Consider the following 16,503-nt stretch of genomic DNA (forward strand, 5'->3'; position numbering starts at 1 on the left):
AGAGGCGGTGCGGCCAACTATACTGACCTCCAGCATCTGATATGGAGTGTCAGTCATGAAATGGTTGCTCGTCTCTGCCTGCACGCTGACCCTGCTGGGATCCGGCGTACAGGCATCCGGTCTTTCCGAACACATCGCCAGCCCGGAACTCAGGGCAAAAATGCAGGCGGTCTATGGCGCCAGAGCGATCCAGCGGTCCGAGGCCTTCTCTCGTCTGCTGACGCCAAGGGCCGGAACGACGGACCAGCAGAAGCTGGAGCTGGTGAACAACTACTTCAACAACCTGACCTACAGCGAGGATCCCAGACTGTGGGGGGATGATGATTATTGGGCCAATCCGCTGGAGTTCATCGGGGCGAGAGGGGGGGATTGCGAGGACTACAGCATCGCCAAGTACTACACCCTGATGGAGCTGGGGGTCGACGAGAAGAAGCTGCGGCTAGCCTATGTGAAGGCAATTCGTTACAACCAGTTCCACATGGTGACGTTGTACTTCCCGACCATCAAGTCAGATCCCCTGGTGCTGGACAACATCAATGGCCGCATCCTGCCGGGGAGCAAGCGCAATGATCTGCAGCCGGTTTACAGTTTCGATGCCAAAAGCATCTGGATCATGAAATCCCGCCGCGAGGGAACCCTGGCGGGGAGTGCCGATCGCCTGGCCCAGTGGACCTCGATGCAGAGCCGGTTCTCCAGCGAGCATCTGCGCTCCCCCCGTCGCCAGCTATAACTTGCCCGCCGCCTTCAACTCCTCGAAATATTTTCCCGCGCCCGGATGCTGTTCGACACTCAGCACCGGGCCTATTTTGTTGCGCGCCTTGTGAAACAGGTTCGCATAGCCATAGGTCTGTTCGTTGAAACTGGTTTGCTGGCTCAGCATGGCCCGGGTCAGCCGATAGACCTCGTCATCGGGAGTGGCGGCATTGGTCACCAGGGTGGCGGCGATGGCGAAGGTGGGGGTTGCCTTGAGGTTGCCCGGGTAGATGCGTGCCGGCACCTGGCTGCGCTGGTAATACCTGACCCCTTTGAGCAGCTGGTCCCTTACGGGCCCCTCGATCGCCAGGAAGCGCACGGCGCAGCGCTTGGCGGTGTCCAGCACGATGCGGTTGGGATGACCAATGACAAGGCCATAGGCATCGATCTGTTTATTGCACAACGCTTCGGAGAGATTGGCGACGCTCTTCAAATCGAGATCCTGCTCCTTTGCGCCCAGAACATTGAACAGGGCCAATGCCGTTTGACGAGTCCCTGAACTCTTCAGGCCCATGTCGATGGGGGCCAGCTTGAGCTGCTCCAGGGTGGTGATATCCCCATCGGCTCGCACCACTATGGTGAAAGGTTCGGCGTGGGTGGCAAAGAGCGCCCTCAGCTCGGGTTGTGGCTGGGCAGCGAAAGGCCCGGTGCCCTGGCTGGCCTGATAGAGCCAGTCGGACTGGACGAGCGCATAGGGTACCTCTCCCGTTTTCAGCTGGCGGAGATTTTCGATGGACCCGGAGCTGGCCTGTAGTTTGCAGGGCATCGTGGGGTCACTTTTTTTGGCCAGTCTGCAGAACTCCTTGATGACCTGGTAATAGATGCCTTGCTCTCCCCCTGTGCCTATGGTCATGGTGGTCGCGTGCAGGGTCGGTTGCCACAGCAGGGCGAGCAGCAGCAGCGGGATCCTCATGATGCATTCTCCTGAGTGGCATAACCATCGATGCCCCAACTGCGCAGCATGTCCACATCGCTTACGTCGCCGGCTTCCGCCAGCAAGGTGTAGCCGGAAGCATGGAGGCATTGGGAGAGCAGGTTCCAATAAAGGGGGGACTGGGTGAGCTGGCAACTGATGAAGACGGGTCTGATGGGGTCGAGCCTGGCCAGATTGTCGTTGTTCATCGGGATGTTGCTGAATGCCAGCTCAATCCCCTGGGACTGGAGTGCGGTCAGTCGTTCCTCGGCCAGGGGGGGGAAGATCGCCAGATCCCAGCGCCAGTCCAGCGTCTTGCCACGAGCGCTGGTCAGCACGGGGGCAAACTGCGCCCAGTCTGGGTGGCCGAGCAGGCTGAGAGGCAGCTGGAGCCCTTCCGCCTTCTGGGTCAGCCAGTTGTTGAGCAGCCCCCGAATTTCATCCGGCGAACTGTCCGTGGTGGGGGGGTGCTTGGGTAGCAGGCGGCTGTAGAGCCTGATACTCCCCTGAGTGGAGAAGAAATGCTGCTGATAGGTGTTGCCATCGGTGTCGACCAGCCCAACGAGCTTCTGGTGGGTCGGGAGAGCGTCGTGCTTGCCAAGCTGGGTGATCTTGAGCCGCTGTTGCAGCAGGTCCCGCTTGCGTTCAGAGACCAGCTGGTTGATGGAGACAACGACTTCCTGCAATTCGCGAAGCCACGGGGTTGGCAGGTTGCCGCTGAACTGGCGTTTGCGGATCCGGGCCAGTTGCAGACTGATCTGTTCGAGGGGGCGCAGCAGGCGGCGGCACACCCAGGTGATCACCAGGCTGAACACCAGCAGGCCGGCGAGCAGCGCAAGTCCGGTACGACTGATGGCGTTCCACAGATGCTGGTAGGCGTAACCCTTGTGTCCCTCGAGCGTGAGGGTACCGAGAATGCGCCAGCCGTCGGTCAACTCCTGCTCAATCTTGACCGGTGGCATGTCGATAACTGAGGGGAGCCAGCCTGGAACATTTTGCTGTGCGGTGTGGAACACCTTCTGGAACAGCACCTGGCCATCCGGATCCAGCAGAACGACGGAGTTGACGAAGCCTCCGTCGAACATGGCGTTCACTATGGTCTCGGCAAGGACCTTGTCATCGTTGAGCAGAGTGCCCTGCAGCACCAGCCCCAGTGCGGTGATGGCGGTTTCAAGGTTGGCCGACATCTGGTCGAGAATAGACTGTCGTACCGTCGTGATCTCCAGCACGAGCAGCAGCGCGGCGCCGATGGTGAAGAGGATTAGGATGATTACATTTAACAATTTTGCCAATGACATACCCACTCCATGGAGATGTTTTTGCAACATTTTCTGGGCCGGAGAGCACCACAACCGGACTTGGTTCTTAAAAATAGAAAAAAATGGCTGAAAATGACGATCATTTCTGCCCATGCTGGAAGGTTATGCATAAAATGTGAGTTTCGTGCATGGAGCTATGAACTTTTTGTAAGTTTTTAGGTCTAAAAGCCAGATATTCGGTTTTCATAATAAAAACTCATAAAAACAGACCCACAACCACCACCCTTAGATCTAATAACAGGATAGCGGATGAAACGTCTCCGTCCCTTGGTAGCTCAGGCTGCCAATTGGGAACCCCCGGTTCCCCGCAAGCATTTCTATGCCATGCTATTGCTCACGGCCATGACGCTGTCAGCGGTAGCCGTATTGCCAGCTCCCGGTGACATCCTGGAGCGGCCATTGCGTCTGGAGTTGCCGATCGCCACCACGGGCACCGCAACCAACGAAGACAACACCGACTTCAACGACATTCCGGATCACGAGCTGGTCGAGTCAGCCGCTCCCGAAGACGACATCCCGGCCGATGCCACGCCTCAATGGCAAGATTACCGGGTTCGCAACGGCGAGAACCTGACCACCATCTTCAACAACTTGGGGCTGTCCACCACCACCCTCTACAAGGTGTTGGATGCGGATGCCAAGAACAACCTGGCGCGTCTCAAACCCGGTCAGACCATCGAGTTGCTGATCGATCAGGACAACATTCTGCAGCAGTTGAAGATCCGCCTGAACATCAAGCAGACCCTGGTGCTGGAGCGTACCGACGACACCTATAGCGCCAACATGCTCAATGAAGAGGTAGAGTGGCAGCAGAAGAGCTATGACGGTGTCATCAACGGCAGCTTCTACGTCAGCGCCCGCAATGCCGGTATCCCGGCCAACCACATCCAGAAGATTGCCAACCTGTTCCAGTGGCGCCTCAACTTCGCCAAGGATTTGAAAAAAGGTGACAAGTTCAAGGTGCTGGTCCGTCAGGAGACGGTCGACGGCAAGAGTACGGGCAATACCCAGTTGCTGGGGGTCGAGGTGTTCAGCCAGGGCAAGGCCGTGTCAGCCTGGTTGTCGGAAGATGGCAACTATTATGACGGTCAGGCAAACAGCCTGGAGCGCGGTTTCCGCCGTTATCCGACTCACAGCCGTTACCGGGTCAGCTCCAGTTTCAACCCGAATCGCCGTCATCCCATTACCGGGCAGGTCCGGCCCCATGAGGGGACCGACTTTGCCTTGCCGGTAGGCACGCCCATCATGGCGACCGGTGATGGTGTGGTCCTCAAGGCAACCAGCCACCCGCTGGCAGGCACCTATGTCGTGATCAAGCACGGCCGTACCCTGATGACCCGTTATCTGCACCTGAGCAAGCTGCTGGTCAAGCCGGGCCAGAAGGTGAAGATGGGTGACAAGATTGCCCTCTCCGGCAACACGGGCCGCTCCACCGGTGCTCACCTGCACTACGAGGTGCGCATCAACAACCGCCCGGTGGATCCCATGAAGATCAAGCTGCCGATGGCGGAGCCGCTCTCCGGCAAGGACAAGCGTCAGTTCCTCGCCAAGGTGAAGAGCTACCGCAAAGAGATGGAGGCGGGCTGAACGGCTCCCTCCTGACGAAAAAGGCCCCGCCAACTGGCGGGGCCTTTTCATTGCAGAACGGCTTCAATAACCCTTGTCAAAGTCGATCCTGCCGTCCAGCTGCTGACCATCGATGAAGCGGATGTAGTTGCGGATGAAGATCTGGGCCACATCTTCCGGGAAGCTGTAGGCGCTGTTGTGGGGCGTCACGATGAGATTGGGCTGGTGCCAGAGCGGGCTGTCAGCGGGCAGGGGTTCCTGCTCGAACACATCGAGCACCGCCATGGCGGGCTTGCCGGCTTGCAGTGCCGCCAGCAGCTCCCCCTCATGGACGGCATTGCCCCTGCCGACGTTGAAGAAGATGGCGCCCGGTTTGCAGTGGCCGAAGCGTTCGGCGGTGAAGAGATGGCGTGTCTCGCGGGTGGCGGGCAGCACGCTGACGATGACATCGGCCTGGGCCAGCATTTTGTTGAGTGCCGGCAACTGGTACACCTGATCGAACCCGGCACGTTCACGGCCACTGTGGCTGATGCCGAGCACCCTCATGCCAAAATGTTTGCCGGTGTGGGCTATATGCTGCCCTATGCTGCCGGTGCCGAGCAGCAGCAGCGTCTTTCCCTTCAAGCCCTGATAGGGATGGCTCTGCCAGACGCCCTGTTGCTGCTGCTCGCGATAGAGTGGCAACTGGCGGGTCAGGCTGAGCAGATGGCCGAACACATACTCGCTCATCAAGGGGCCGAAGATGCCGCGGACATTGGTGAGCAGGTAGTCGCGGCGGCAACTGGCGTCCAGCAGCACATCGACCCCGGCATAAGTCGACTGGAGCCAGCTGAGCTTGCCGGCCTTGGCCAGCAGCGGCTTGGCCCGGGCAGGCTCGGCCATCAGGATATGAGCGTCACCGATAAGCTGTTCGGCCTCGGCCTGATTGTCGGCCCGAAGAATGTGCAGATGGGGAAGATGGGCCGCCTTGAGCAGGCGTTCATAGTGGCTGTTGTCCTGACTCAACAGCAGCAGGGTACGTTGGCTCATACTCTTGTTCCTTATCGTGTTTATGGCAAGGCGAGAGGGATGCTGTCTCCATCTTACCCCAGTTGATCGGGCAAGATAGTCGAGCAGGGAGCTTTTTCATTTTTAGACGGGGCCCTCGTGGGCTACAATCTGCCCCACATTTTGCAAAGGATCCGACTCCAGTGTTTGGTGACAAGTTTTATAAGCGACTGGCCGAGCTGCAGCCCTGGCAGCAAACCGTCTATACCCTGGCGCTGGCAGAGCGCATGTACCCCAACTATGTGCTCTTTACCCAGGCTTCCGGTTTCGGGGATGCGAGGGCATTCCGTCACGCGCTGGATCAGATGTGGAACTACCTGACGGTCAAGGGATCCCGCGTCAATCTTGGTGCCATTCTGGAAGCGTTTGAAGTCTACATTCCCGATCCCCGCAAGTTTGAATCCTACGGCGCCTATCCGGCACTGGACGCCTGCGTGGCGCTGGGTTGTGCCTACAACTCGGTGATCTGCCGGGTGGGGGAAGAGGCCAACGACGCCAGCCATGCGTCTGTCGGCACGGTCGCCGGCTTCATAGAGATGCTGGAAGAGCGGGATCTCAGCGATGAGGAGCTCTATGAGCACGAGTACATGGAGGCCGAGCTGGAGTTCCAGGTCGAACTGCTCAAACGGGTGGCCCATGAACGGGACAGCGATCGCATCCTTGCCATCCGCGCCTTCGCGGCCCAGGACGGCGTCTCCAACATCGGCATCAGCCTGGAGGCGTAATGCCATCGCGTTCTACCCATAAAAAAAGCTCCCGGTCGGGAGTTTTTTTTATCTCTGAGCGTTCATTTTTTGGTGTGTGAGAAAGCATTTATGCATTTTTTTCAAATGGTTAACTTTTTTTCTCCTGATTCTTAGGGGCCATTCGTTGCTGTTGTAAGCTCGCTTCTATTGGTTGCACTTGACAGAGAATCACCGACGAGAACATCTCCATTACTGAGGTCATCTATGAATGCAACAGAGCTTTGGCAGCTTTCCCCCGAGCAATTCAACGAGTGGCGGCGTGAGAACGATTATCCCCGTATCTGGGCGCTGCTGGTGGCGTCGCTGCCCGATTTCGACGACTGGATGGCGGAGCAGAAGATAGAAAAAAGCGTGATCTTCCAGATCGGCATCGCCCGCTTCATCAGCTCCCGCTGCGTGCTGAGCCTTTGTGTCTACATGAGCGACGACAAGGTCCGCCTGTATGAGAGCGCCTCGAGTGCACTGGAATCCCTGCGCAAGAGCGGCCTCATCCGCTCGGAGACCCGTTTCGAGCCTTACAGCATGTGGCTGGCGGGAAAACATGGCAATGACGAGGTGAAACGGGTGCAAAGCCTGCTCTCGGTCTCGGAGAACAACAAGGGGGAGGCCCAGGTGCTGGGCAAGCATCGTCTGCTCAACATCGGCGGTGTTGCCCTCAAAAGCCCCATCATCTCCGGCCGGTTGCTCGATTTTACCTGTCTCGACGAGCTCTCTCTCGATGGGGCCGTCAACAACTCCAAGGTTTATCTGTGGCACTGCTCGGCCAAGGGGGTCAGGGTCAATGGCGGGGTGATCGGGCTCGATCTGTTCGACTCCCTGCTGTGGGACCACAGGGCCTGGGCCAAGAAGCGGGAGCTGGCGCTGGAGGACGGGGTCTTTCAGGACTTCACCATAGAGTGCGAGGAGATCCGCTTCCACTCCTCCCGGGCGGTGCTGAAAAACTTCAGCGTCAGCGCCAAGAACTTCGATGCCACCATGGAGCACACCAACCTGGACAAGGTGGAGGTGGTCTACAACGACAATGGGCGGATCGACCACAACGAGGCGAGCAAACTCTATCGCAATGCCAAGCGTCTCTTCTCCAGCGTGGGTGACACAGTCGATGCCGGCGAGTGTTACTACAAGGAGAAGCTGCACGAGATGAAGTCCCTGGCGAGCCCGCGGGAGCTGTTCCGGGAGCGCTGGTTGCGCAGCGGTCCGATGACGAAGTGCTGGCTCTCCCTGCTGTGCTATCTCAAGTGCGCTGGCAAGTTCATCAGCTTCATCACCTGGGGGTTTGGGGAGCGTCCCATCAGAAGCCTGCTGATGTCGATGGGGGTGATCCTGCTGGCGACCCTGACCTATTTCCTGGCGCCGGAGTCTGCAACCCACGGCCATCTGGGGCGCTCCCTCTATTTCAGCATCGTCACCTTCGTGACCCTGGGTTATGGGGACATCTCCCAGACTTCCTCGCCGCTGCAACTGCTGTCGGCCATCGAGGCCTTCTGCGGCATGTTCCTGACCGGTCTCTTCCTCGCGGGTTTTGCCTCGAAAACCAAGCAGTATTGACGGGAGTGCCAGCGGCGGGTGCCATCAGTGCCCGCCTCCGGTGCCCTCCTGCTGTCTTCCCATCCCTCCCGGCTGGCCCGGCGACCTCGCTTGACGCAGCGGCGGTGGAGCGACTTTATTTAAAGTCATCGCATGCCATGGCAAGCGATGGCACCGCCAGCGCCCGGACATGACGCAATCAGAGGAGAAAGCCCGGTATCGATCCGCCAACCACCGATGTAGAGAAGGAATAACGCTATGATATTGAATCACTTATGGGGATTGTATGCCCATCCCCACACCGAATGGCATACCATAGACGAGCGGCACGACAGCTTCAGAAACAGTCTGACCCACATCCTGCTCGTGGCCCTTATCCCTCCCATCTGCGCCTATTATTCCGCCGTTCACATCGGCTGGAGCATCGGGGTCGGCGATCCCATCACCCTGACCGCCAACAGCGCATTCAAGCTGTCGGTCGCCATGTACGTGACCCTTATCATCGGCGTGCTGGCACTCTCCTATCTGGTGCACTGGATGGGGCATACCTTCGGCTCGGATCCCAGCTACACGACCTCGCTGGAGCTGGCGGCCTACACCTCCACGCCACTCTTCATGGTGGGCTTCTCCGCTTTCTTCCCGCATCTCTGGTTCGTGATGCTCATCGGTCTGGTCGGGCTGACCTATTCCGTCTACCTGCTCTATATCGGCGTGCCCATCCTGATGCACATCACCAAGGAGCAGGGATTCATCTACGCCAGTTCAGTGGTGACGGTCGGCCTGGTGTTGCTGGTCTGCGTGCTGGCTGCCACGGCCATCCTGTGGGGATCCGGTTTCGGTCCCGTCTTCACCCAGTAGCCGTGTATGCCGACGGCAACGACGACAAGGGCGCCTTGATGGCGCCCTTGTCGTTGATCTCTCGCCTGGTCGGCGTGTCTTTGCCAGACCCGGGAGGGACGTCGTCTGCGTTGATCAGCGGGGATTGCCGCTGCCGATGCCGAACGGGATGCGGTAATCGCTGCTCTGATCGCCGAGGCTGACGGTCAGGTTGCCCTGGGCGCGGTTCGGGATCTGTACCTGCTGGGTGCCCATCAGGTTGGCGTGGACCGATGCCACCAGATCACCGGATTCATCGCGCACCTCCAGCATGGGGTTGGCTTTGCCGGCCATGGCGGCGCTGGCATGCCAGTTCACGAACAGCACACCCGGGGTGGCGTTGAAGTCGGCGGGGACGGAAGCCTGGGCAACACCGGCACTCATCAGGCCTGCAACGGCCAGCATCTTGATCACGTTTTTCATGTTCATTCACTCTCTTGGTTTTTATGTCATTGGCAAGGCCTGACAGGCCTGCATCAATGCATCCATGCAAGAGGTCATTCAAATGGTGTGTTGTTTTGTCACGGAGGTTTGTCGCCCATATGTATGGGGGACTGCCATGAACGACCAGTTGTTTTGCGGCTTGGCGCTCCTGCCTAAGCGATGTGTGAATATTAAGCGCCTCACCCGGTCATTGTTAGCGAGATAAACTGGCCTACACGTTCAAAAAATATGAATGATGTTTTGTGGGGGGACATAGACGGGTTGGAGGGGAGTCACCCTTCCGGAGAGAGGTGCATGTCCCAGACCTGACACCAGATTGTCACATCCGGTGCGTACTGTGCGGCTTCATTTTCACACTGGTTCAAGGATGACTATGTTTCGCGTTTCTTCCCTTGCCGCCTGCGTGGCGGCCACCCTGCTGAGCGGCTGCCATTCGGGCAATGACTCTTCCTCGCCTGCCGTCGGCGACTATCAATACAGCACCAAGGCGGTCTATGCCGCCCGTCAGGCAATGAACAGCTATGAGGTTGCCCCTGAAGGCTTTAGTCCCGTCTTCACCGAACTGGTGGCACGCCACGGCTCCTGCTCGCTGTCCAGCCCCAAATACGACGTGCTGACCAAGCTGGTGTGGGAGGAGGCCGCGAGGCAGGGGGCCTTGACCGAGCTGGGCCAACGGCTCGGCGCCAAGGTGGACGCCGTCACGGCCGCCAACCAGACCCTCGGCTATGGCCTGCTGAGTGCGCTCGGCAAGGAGGAGCACGCCAACCTGGCGACCCGGCTCGCCGAACGGCTGCCCACCCTGCTGACCACTGAATCGACTCCCCTCTGCCTCAAGGTCGAGACATCGGGCAAGGATCGCGCCAACGAAAGCGCCTACTTCTTCATGCAGAGCCTGGCCAAACGGGTCTCTCTAGTGACGGACCGCCCCGACTGTTACGTCAGCCAGGAGAACCCTTCCGAGATCGACAAGGGGCTGCGCAACAAGTTCGAGCTCTACTTCCACAAGACCGAGCCACAGGGGGAGTACACCCGGTATCTGCCCACCTTCCAGGCCTATCAGGCCTTTGTCGGGGACGAAGACAACGGGGTGGCTCCTGCTCCCGAGCTGACCGAGGTCCTCGATGCGCTCAAGGCCCTGCCCAGGACCCGGGTGATGGCCCGCGAGATGCTCGAGCGTCTCTACAGTAAAGCCTTCGTCGACGAGCTGGCCGCCGGGGTGGATTATGTGGCGGTGAATCCGGAAGACGGCGGCAAGACCCATGTGCGCGACGAGGTGGACGCCGCCCTCATGCTCTACAACCTCTTCATCATCGGCCCGGGGATGATCCGGGAGGCGCAGGCACAAGGCGGGTCCTGGGATCTCGAGCAGTTCATCACGCCAGAGGAGTCTGCCTGGTTCTCCTACCTTTCCGATGCCGAGGACTTCTACGAGAAGGGACCGAGTCTTGCCAGCCAGAGCGCCACCTACGCCGTGGCCCAGCCCCTGCTTGACGGCCTCTTCAACGAGGTACAGACCCAGGTGGTGGAAGAGGCGGGCGAGCATGTCGCCAAGCTGCGCTTCGCCCATGCGGAGACCCTGATCCCGCTGGCGGCACTGATGGAGCTGGCAGGGAGTCGTCAGAGCGCCCAGCCTGGCGTGCTGATGAGCCAGGAAAACAACGAATGGCGTGGCGGCTGGGTCTCTCCCTATGCGGCTAACATCCAGTGGGATGTCTACCGCAACGAGGCCGGCCGGGTGCTGGTGAAGATGCTTTACAACGAGAAGGAGCTCGCCTTCAAGGCAGGTTGCGCCCCCATTGCGGTGGGCAGCTTCTTCTATGACTTCGGCGAGCTCAAACGCTGTTACGACTACTCGTCCTGACGCTCTCGTGCCATCCCTGGGGCCGGTCATCGCCGGCCCCGTTTTTTTGGTTCAGGCGGAGCCGGCTTGTCGACGACCCGCCTGCCAGGTGGTGCCCATGGAGGCGGCGATGATGGCGGCTATCCCGAGCCATTGGGACGGGGGCAACTGCTCGCCCAGCCATATCAGTCCCATCAAGGCTCCCATGGCCGGTTCACCGCTGGTGAGAATGCCGTAGCTCTTGAGGGGAAGGCGGCGCAGGGCAAACATCTCGAGAGAGTAGGGGATGGCGCTCGAGAGCAGCCCCACCCCGATGATGGTGAGGATCACGGGGACGGTGAATGACGCCTCGATCGCCCCCTCCAGCCCGAAGGGCAATACCAGCAGGGTGCCCACCCACATGCCCAGCGCCGGAGCCTGTGCGCCCAGCAAGGCTCCTGCCCGCTTTCCGGTGAGCATATAGAGCCCCCAGAAGAGGCCAGCCCCGAGAGCCAGTGCGGCCCCCAGGGGATCGATGGCCTGCTGTGTTGCCCGCAGGGGCAAGAGCAGCAGCAGCCCGGCGATGGCCAGTATCAGCCAGATGAAGTCTGCCCGGTGGCGTGAGGAGAGCAGGGCCACTGTCAGGGGGCCGATGAACTCGATGGCCAGGGCAACGCCGAGGGGAATGCGTGCGATGGCGAGATAGAAGAGCAGGTTCATGGCCCCAAGCGACAGGCCGTAGGGGATGGCGCCCAGCAGGGTGCATCGGTCGAGGGGGGCACGCCAGATGCGAAACACCAGGGAGAGAAGGAGGGCGGCGCACCCCAGCCGGAACAGGGTCGTGCCTGCGGCTCCGAGCAGGGGAAACAGGGATTTGGCCAGGGAGGCGCCGAGGGTGATCGACAGCATGGCGAGCAGGACGGCCAGAAGAGAGGAGAGGGCATTGGGGTTGGGTTGCATGGTATTCATACCGGGCAGGACGATGAGCAGTAAAATATATCTGGAGACTTGGGTAAAACCGGTCTAATACTGGCCTTGTGCGATAATTTTTATCTAATGAACCCCATGACCGACAAATTTGATCTGCTCATCCTCGCCGAGCTGCAACAGGATGCCCGTCTGCCCACGCCGGAGCTGGCCCACAGGGTCGGTCTTTCCGCCCCAGCCTGCTACCGCCGCGTCCGCGCCTTGCGGGAGTCCGGTCTCATCGAGCGGGAAGTGGCGCTGGTGGCACCGTCCACCATGGGCTGGCCCATCACCATGCTGGTGCTGGTGACCCTGGAGCGGGATCATGGCCGCATCGTCGATGAGATGATCGCCAGCCTGCAGCGGGAACCCGAGGTGATGGATCTCTGGTATGTGACGGGGGAGCAGGACTTCGTGCTGCAAGTGGCCGCTAGGGACATGCAAAGTTACGAGCAGTTCACCCGTCGGGTGCTCCATGCCAGGGATCAGGTGCGCAGTTTCAAGACTCTGGTGGTCATGGGACAGCACAAGCGTTGCAGCGCCTTGCTGCCCGGGTAAAGAGGAGGTTGCGCCGAAGCCTTGCCGGCATTGCGGGAGCGCCGTCAGGGAAAGGAACAGGGGCAGGTACGGCCTGCCCCTTCTGTGTCAGCCAGGTTCCCCGGGCGCCAGCTCCTCTGCCGTCATGGGGCGCAAGACCCGGCAGGGATTGCCGACCGCCACCACGCCTGCCGGAATGTCTCTGGTGACAACGGACCCCGCCCCGATGACGCTGTTGTCCCCTATGGTGACGCCCGGGCAGATGACGACGCTGCCCCCAATCCAGACGTTGTTGCCGATGCGCACCGGCTTGCCGAACTCGACCCCCTTGATGCGAGGCGCTACCGCCACCGGGTGGGTAGCGGTGTAGATCTGCACTCCGGGGGCCAGCAGCACGTTGTCGCCTATGTGTACCTCGCACACATCCAGGATGGTGCAGTTGAAATTGGCGTAGAAATTCTCGCCGACAAAGATGTTGGCGCCATAGTCGCAGAAGAAGGGGGGCGTGATGAAACAGCGTTCTGCGCGGCCACCCAGCAGGCGGGTGAGGCGCTCATCCCAACCAGGGGCATCGGTTCGCTCCCGGTTCAGTTCTCCCAGCAGGGCGCGGCACTGCTCCCGCGCAGCCCGCAGTTCGGGGTCCCCTGCATCATAGGGCGCTCCCGCCACCATCTTCTGCCACTCGGGGCCACGCACAGCGGGCCGCTGCACTGTCGTTGCGTCAGTCATCATTGCTCCATCAGCCAGATCAGGGATTCGTAAGGGCGCAGCTTGCAGGATTGCGGCCGGGCCGGGCTATCCGGGTAGTTGCCAAGCAGCAGTCGCCCCTCCCCGCTTTGCAGCTCGGCAGGCAGGGCAAACTCCACCGGCTCGCCGTAGAAGTTGCTCACCACCAGCAGGGTCTGACCGTCGGCGCGGCGGACATAGGCCCAGATCTGCGGGTGCCCGGTCAGCAGCTCCTGATAATCCCCCTGAGTGAAGATGGGGTGCGCCTTGCGAAGGGCGATGAGATCCCGATAGTGCCAGAACACTGAGTGCTGGTCGGCGAGCGCCGTCTCGGCGTTGATCTCGGGGTAGTTGGCGGCGGGCTTGAGCCAGGGGGTGCCGGCGGTGAAGCCCGCATTGGGGGCCGCACTCCACTGCATCGGGGTGCGCGAGTTGTCCCGGGACTTGGCGCCGAGAATGGCGAGGATCTCGGCCTCGCTCATCCCTTCCGCCTGCTTGATGGCGAAGATGTTGCGGCTCTCCACATCCTGATAGTCATCGATGCGCTCATAACCGGGGTTGGTCATGCCGATTTCCTCCCCCTGATAGATGTAGGGCGTCCCCTGCAGGCCGTGCAGCGTGCTGGCCAGCATCTTGGCGGCGACCACCCTATGCTCGCCCTCATCGCCGAAACGGGAGACGATGCGCGGCTGATCGTGGTTGCACCAGAACAGCGCCGACCACCCCTTGCCATGCATACCGCTCTGCCAGTGGTTGAAGATGCGCTTGAGTTCGAGGAAATCGAACGGGGCCTTGGTCCATTTGTCGCCGCCCGGGTAATCCACCTTGAGGTGATGGAAGTTGAACACCATGGAGAGCTCGGAGCCATCGAGGGCGCCATAGCGCTGGCAGTGCTCCAGAGAAGTAGAGGACATCTCCCCCACCGTCATGGCCCCCACTGGGGCGAAGACGTCGCGGCTCACATCCTGCAAAAATTCGTGGATGCGCGGCCCGTCGGTGTAGAAGCGGCGGCCATCCCCCACCTCGTCGTCAGGGAATGCCTGAGCCTTGGAGATGAGGTTGATGACGTCGAGGCGGAAACCGTCGACCCCTTTCTTCGCCCAGAAATGGATGATCTTCTTCACCTCGGCGCGCACGGCCGGGTTTTCCCAGTTGAGATCCGCCTGCTCGCGGGCAAAGAGGTGCAGGTAGTACTGGCCGGTGGCCGGGTCCAGCTCCCAGGCGCTGCCGCCAAACTTGGATTGCCAGTTGTTGGGCACGCCGCCGTCCACCGGATCTTTCCAGATGTAGTAGTCGCGATAGGGGCTGTTCTTGTCCCCCAGCGCCGACTTGAACCAGGCGTGCTCGGTGGAGGTGTGGTTGACCACGATATCCATCACGATGCGGATGCCGCGATCATGGGCGGCGGCCAGCAGGGCCTCGAAGTCGGTCATGGTGCCGTAGGCCGGATCAATATTCAGGTAGTCGGCGATGTCGTAGCCGTTGTCCACCTGGGGGGAGACGTAGACCGGGGTCAGCCAGAGGGCATCGACGTCCAGCGTCTTGAGATAGTCGAGGCGGGCCATGATCCCCTTGAGATCACCGGTGCCACGGGCGCCGGAATCCTGAAAGCTTTTGGGGTAGATCTGGTAAATCACGGCGCTTTGCCACCAGGGTGTCTGTGTCATGGTTGGTTCGCTCATTGGTTGAAACCGGATTAGTTGGAACAGGGCAACGATAAAGGGCGGAGCCAGGGCTCCGCCGAGGTTGTGTGGATCAGGCCGTGGCCAGATCCAGCTTGCCGGCAGCCTGCTGGCGCTTGTAGACCAGCAGGGTCAGCAGGGCGGGGACCACGATGGCCACCAGCATGGCGATGGCGTAGATGCCCCAGTATTGCGGCTGGATGGAGAGGATGCCCGGCAGGCCGCCCACCCCGATGCCGTTGGCCATCACACCGGCGAAGCCGCAGATGAGAGCCGCACAGCTTGAGCCCACCATGGCGCACAACATGGGGAACTTGTACTTGAGGTTGATGCCGTACATGGCCGGCTCGGTCACCCCGAGATAGGCGGAGATGGCGGCCGGGACCGAGATCTCCCGCTCGTTCTCCTTGCGGCTGATCAGGATGATGCCGACGACCGCAGACGCCTGGGCGATGTTGGAGAGGGCGATCAGCGGCCAGATGGGGGTGCCGCCCATGCTCTGCATCAGTTGCAGGTCCACCGCGTTGGTGGTGTGGTGGATGCCGGTGATGACCAGGGGCGCATAGAGGAAGCCGAACAGGGCGGCGCCGATGGGGGCAAACGAACCCGTCATGGCCGCCTTGGCGGCAAAGCCGACGCCGTCACCAATCCAGCGGCCGAACGGACCGATCAGGGCGTGTGCCACGATCACCGCCAGCAGCAGGGAGATGAAGGGCACAATCACCAGGTAGAGATAGGCCGGGATGATGCGCTTGAGGCTGGTTTCCACCCAGGCGAGGAAGACACCCGCCAGCAGGGCCGGAATGACCTGGGCCTGATACCCTACCTTCTGGATGACGAAGAGGCCGAAGTCCCACACTTCCGGGGTCTGCTGGCCGATGCCATAGGCGTTCATCAGTTGCGGCGACACCAGCGTGACACCCAGCACGATGCCGAGGATCTCGGAGCCGCCCATCTTCTTCACCGCAGACCAGCAGACACCCACCGGCAGGAAGTGGAAGATGGCTTCACCCAGCAGCCAGAGGAAGGCGTGCACCTGGGCCCAGAACTGGCTGATCTCGGTGAGGGTGTGGGTGCCGTCGTCGAACATCTTGATGTCGCCGATGACGTTGCGAAAGCCCAGGATCAGACCACCGGTGATGATGGCGGGCAGCAGGGGGACGAAGATCTCCGCCAGGTGGGAGATGCCGCGCTCCAACGGGTTCATGTTGTGGCGGGCGGCCTGTTTGGCGGCCTCCTTGCTGCCGCCGCTCACGCCGATCTCCTGGGTGAGCGCCTTGTACCACTGATCCACCTCGTTGCCGATCACCACCTGGAACTGGCCACCCTGGGTGAAGCTCCCCTTCACCGAAGGGATGGTCTCGATGGCCTTGGGATCGGCCTTGGCCGGATCGGCCAGCACGAACCTGAGCCGGGTCAGGCAGTGGCTGACAGTGGTGATGTTCTCTTTGCCGCCGATCCGCTCGATCAGTTGCGCCAGATGCTGTGTGTTGACTTTTGACATGAGCCTTCCCTCTGTGACTCCATGAATAATGGTCGTGTCTTTACCGGCTGGCCAAGGACCGCCCGTTTATTGGTATCG

General features: G+C 60.6%; 15 protein-coding genes. 7 read left to right on the forward strand and 8 right to left on the reverse strand.

Features of this window, described 5'->3' with window-relative positions; genetic code table 11:
• Positions 1-55 precede the first annotated feature (55 nt).
• Positions 56-730 carry a transglutaminase-like cysteine peptidase gene (locus AB5Y54_RS20260; protein ID WP_109111743.1) on the forward strand — a complete coding sequence of 225 codons (675 nt, stop codon included), beginning with the start codon at positions 56-58 and terminating at the stop codon, positions 728-730.
• On the opposite strand, the gene AB5Y54_RS20265 is transcribed toward AB5Y54_RS20260, so the two are convergent.
• Together AB5Y54_RS20265 and AB5Y54_RS20270 are read right to left on the reverse strand one after the other, a co-directional pair.
• Positions 725-1,666 (reverse strand): TAXI family TRAP transporter solute-binding subunit, encoded by a 942-nt coding sequence (locus AB5Y54_RS20265; protein ID WP_368154254.1) that lies wholly within the window; start codon positions 1,664-1,666, stop codon positions 725-727. The two genes, AB5Y54_RS20260 and AB5Y54_RS20265, sit on opposite strands and share 6 nt — an antisense overlap.
• On the reverse strand, positions 1,663-2,964 hold the full coding sequence (locus tag AB5Y54_RS20270) for a LapD/MoxY N-terminal periplasmic domain-containing protein (RefSeq protein ID WP_128296806.1): 1,302 nt from the start codon (positions 2,962-2,964) through the stop codon (positions 1,663-1,665). Before AB5Y54_RS20270 ends, AB5Y54_RS20265 begins: the two co-directional genes overlap by 4 nt.
• A 270-nt stretch (positions 2,965-3,234) precedes the next feature.
• On the opposite strand from AB5Y54_RS20270, the gene mepM reads away from it, so the two are divergent.
• Positions 3,235-4,572, forward strand: coding sequence for a murein DD-endopeptidase MepM (gene mepM / locus AB5Y54_RS20275; protein WP_041212320.1), 1,338 nt, complete (start codon positions 3,235-3,237; stop codon positions 4,570-4,572).
• 63 nt (positions 4,573-4,635) lie between these two features.
• On the opposite strand, the gene AB5Y54_RS20280 is transcribed toward mepM, so the two are convergent.
• Positions 4,636-5,580, reverse strand: a complete 945-nt coding sequence (locus AB5Y54_RS20280) for a D-2-hydroxyacid dehydrogenase (protein ID WP_045523137.1) — start codon at positions 5,578-5,580, stop codon at positions 4,636-4,638.
• Between the two features lie 161 nt (positions 5,581-5,741).
• Between AB5Y54_RS20280 and AB5Y54_RS20285 the strand changes: the two genes are divergently transcribed.
• The 3 genes from AB5Y54_RS20285 (at position 5,742) to AB5Y54_RS20295 (ending at position 8,729) form a co-directional block, all read left to right on the forward strand.
• Positions 5,742-6,323 carry a YjaG family protein gene (locus AB5Y54_RS20285; protein ID WP_042864483.1) on the forward strand — a complete coding sequence of 194 codons (582 nt, stop codon included), beginning with the start codon at positions 5,742-5,744 and terminating at the stop codon, positions 6,321-6,323.
• Between the two features lie 225 nt (positions 6,324-6,548).
• Complete coding sequence (locus AB5Y54_RS20290) at positions 6,549-7,892, forward strand: potassium channel family protein (RefSeq protein ID WP_041211769.1); 1,344 nt, start codon at positions 6,549-6,551, stop codon at positions 7,890-7,892.
• Positions 7,893-8,129: 237 nt separating this feature from the next.
• Positions 8,130-8,729, forward strand: a complete 600-nt coding sequence (locus tag AB5Y54_RS20295) for a Yip1 family protein (RefSeq protein ID WP_029314835.1) — start codon at positions 8,130-8,132, stop codon at positions 8,727-8,729.
• 114 nt (positions 8,730-8,843) lie between these two features.
• On the opposite strand, the gene AB5Y54_RS20300 is transcribed toward AB5Y54_RS20295, so the two are convergent.
• Positions 8,844-9,176 carry a hypothetical protein gene (locus AB5Y54_RS20300; RefSeq protein WP_041211768.1) on the reverse strand — a complete coding sequence of 111 codons (333 nt, stop codon included), beginning with the start codon at positions 9,174-9,176 and terminating at the stop codon, positions 8,844-8,846.
• 382 nt (positions 9,177-9,558) lie between these two features.
• Between AB5Y54_RS20300 and AB5Y54_RS20305 the strand changes: the two genes are divergently transcribed.
• On the forward strand, positions 9,559-11,052 hold the full coding sequence (locus AB5Y54_RS20305) for a histidine-type phosphatase (RefSeq protein ID WP_368154255.1): 1,494 nt from the start codon (positions 9,559-9,561) through the stop codon (positions 11,050-11,052).
• A gap of 51 nt (positions 11,053-11,103) precedes the next feature.
• On the opposite strand, the gene AB5Y54_RS20310 is transcribed toward AB5Y54_RS20305, so the two are convergent.
• Positions 11,104-11,979, reverse strand: a complete 876-nt coding sequence (locus AB5Y54_RS20310; RefSeq protein WP_080560586.1) for a DMT family transporter — start codon at positions 11,977-11,979, stop codon at positions 11,104-11,106.
• Between the two features lie 96 nt (positions 11,980-12,075).
• Between AB5Y54_RS20310 and AB5Y54_RS20315 the strand changes: the two genes are divergently transcribed.
• Entirely contained in the window at positions 12,076-12,534 is a 459-nt protein-coding gene (locus AB5Y54_RS20315; RefSeq protein WP_010675789.1) for an Lrp/AsnC family transcriptional regulator, read from the forward strand.
• Positions 12,535-12,621: 87 nt separating this feature from the next.
• Here AB5Y54_RS20315 and AB5Y54_RS20320 read toward each other — a convergent pair whose 3' ends face one another.
• From AB5Y54_RS20320 to treB, 3 genes are all read right to left on the reverse strand, one after another.
• Complete coding sequence (locus tag AB5Y54_RS20320; RefSeq protein ID WP_029314833.1) at positions 12,622-13,242, reverse strand: sugar O-acetyltransferase; 621 nt, start codon at positions 13,240-13,242, stop codon at positions 12,622-12,624.
• Positions 13,242-14,906 (reverse strand): alpha,alpha-phosphotrehalase, encoded by a 1,665-nt coding sequence (treC, locus tag AB5Y54_RS20325; RefSeq protein ID WP_201984840.1) that lies wholly within the window; start codon positions 14,904-14,906, stop codon positions 13,242-13,244. Before treC ends, AB5Y54_RS20320 begins: the two co-directional genes overlap by 1 nt.
• Before the next feature lie 88 nt (positions 14,907-14,994).
• Positions 14,995-16,425 (reverse strand): PTS trehalose transporter subunit IIBC, encoded by a 1,431-nt coding sequence (treB, locus tag AB5Y54_RS20330; protein ID WP_010675786.1) that lies wholly within the window; start codon positions 16,423-16,425, stop codon positions 14,995-14,997.
• Positions 16,426-16,503: the final 78 nt, after the last annotated feature.

The organism is Aeromonas sp. s9, assembly GCF_040907765.1.
Taxonomy (GTDB): Bacteria; Pseudomonadota; Gammaproteobacteria; order Enterobacterales; family Aeromonadaceae; genus Aeromonas; species Aeromonas caviae.